This window comes from Campylobacter sp. P0085, from assembly GCF_002139495.1.
GTDB lineage: Bacteria > Campylobacterota > Campylobacteria > Campylobacterales > Campylobacteraceae > Campylobacter > Campylobacter devanensis.
This window is the reverse complement of the sequence record NZ_MJKB01000013.1, coordinates 1-1,897: the sequence shown is the minus strand read 5'-3', so window position 1 is coordinate 1,897 and position 1,897 is coordinate 1. Positions and strand designations below refer to the sequence as shown.

General features: G+C 27.9%; 1 protein-coding gene. It reads left to right on the top strand.

What is annotated here, in order from left to right:
• Nucleotides 1-1,897 (top strand): CDP-glycerol glycerophosphotransferase family protein (locus tag CIGNP85_RS08200; protein ID WP_336527222.1); only part of this gene is annotated, 1,897 nt, incomplete at both ends.

Below are 1,897 nucleotides of genomic sequence, written 5' to 3'. Positions count from 1 at the left end.
ATTGCAGATAATTTTAATCATTATAAATTTAGCAATAAAGAAGTAGTCTTAACAGGCTTTGCTAGACATGACTCTCTACTTGAGAAAAATAAAACAAACACGAAGCAAATTCTAATTATGCCAACATGGAGAAAAAATCTAGTAGAAACAGTTAGCCGTTCAGCTCAAAGAGATTATAAAGATGGATTTAAAGATAGCGAGTACTATATAAAATGGAATGATGTATTAAATAGTAACATGCTAAAAAATATATATGAAAAATATAATTATAAAATAATCTTTAATCCACATCCAAATATAATGCCATATCTTAGTGATTTTTCTATTCCTGATTTTATAGATATAGCAGATACTGATGCAAGCTTGCAAGATCTATTTGCTAACTCTAGCGTGATGATAACAGATTATTCATCAGTAGCCTTTGAAATGGGATACCTTGGAAAACCAGTAATCTACTATCAATTTGATGAAGAAGAGTTTTTTAATAGTCATACTTATACTAAAGGATATTTTGATTATAAAAGAGATGGCTTTGGCCCTGTTGTCACTACTCAAGAAGAGCTTTTAATAGAGTTAAAAAATTTAATAAAAAATAATTGTCAAGTAAGTGAGCCATATAAATCAAATATAGAAAATACATTTGCTTTTAGAGATGGTAAGTGTTGTGAGAGAATTTATCAAGCAATTTTAGAGCTTGATAAGCCATATGAATCAAAAATCACAATAGAACAAATAAGGCAAAAAGCTAAAGATGCCTTAGAGCACGAGTGCTTTTATGAAGCATCTTGTAGATATAGATATATTTTGGAAAATTCTAAACATATAGATATATCTGATGTAGAACAATATCTATATTGTGCATTACAATCAAACAACCAACAAACTATTTTATATGATTTGATTTGGTTTATTAAAGACAATATTAATAAAGATAATTTTAGTTTTTATTCTAATGAAGAAAAAGAAGAATTAATTGCTATTTTAAAACAAATTTATAGCAAGATTGATTCTAAATTAATTTTAGAGTTTAATTTAGGCGGATGTTGGTTTTTTCATAAAGTTGGTATATTAAATTGCTTTAAAGGAGAGTATCCACCTTTTCAGATTACTTATATCGAAAACTTTAATTGCGCTAAAAGGCAAATTTTATTATATTATTTTACTCCTGATGATAAGGATATCTATTCTATTAGAATCGATGGCAAAGAAATCTATGCAGATTATGAAAAAACAACTCAATATGATTTCCTAACGCATGTTTTTGTTTATCAAAAAAGACTTTGGATTCATATCCCAGAAGACTCCAAAAAGCTAGAAGTTTTCATCAATGATCATAAAGCTAGGATTACCTTTGATGGTAAACAACATCAAAGCTTAGAGATTAAGCAGCTTGAAAGCAAATTCAAGTTTAATCCAGACTCCTCTTGGTTACTTATAGATAAAGATATAGCCGCTGATGATAATGCTGAGCATTTTTACAGATATATGATGAAAAATCATCCAACTCAAAATATAGTTTTTGCATTAAGAAAAGATTCTAAAGATTGGGATAGGTTAGAAAAAGAAGGTTTTAATCTAGTGGATTTTGGGACTAAAGAGTTTGAGTCGGCTCTAAAATCTTGTGATAAGATTATTTCAAGTCATATAGATGGTTATTTAGTAGAATACTTTGGCAAGAATACTCTTGATAATAAACAATTTATATTTCTTCAGCATGGAATAACTAAAGACGATCTTTCAAATTGGCTAAATATTAAACAAATTGATTGCTTTATTACAGCCACTCAAAAAGAGTATGAATCTATTGCAGATAATTTTAATCATTATAAATTTAGCAATAAAGAAGTAGTCTTAACAGGCTTTGCTAGACATGACTCTCTACTTGAGAAAAATAAAA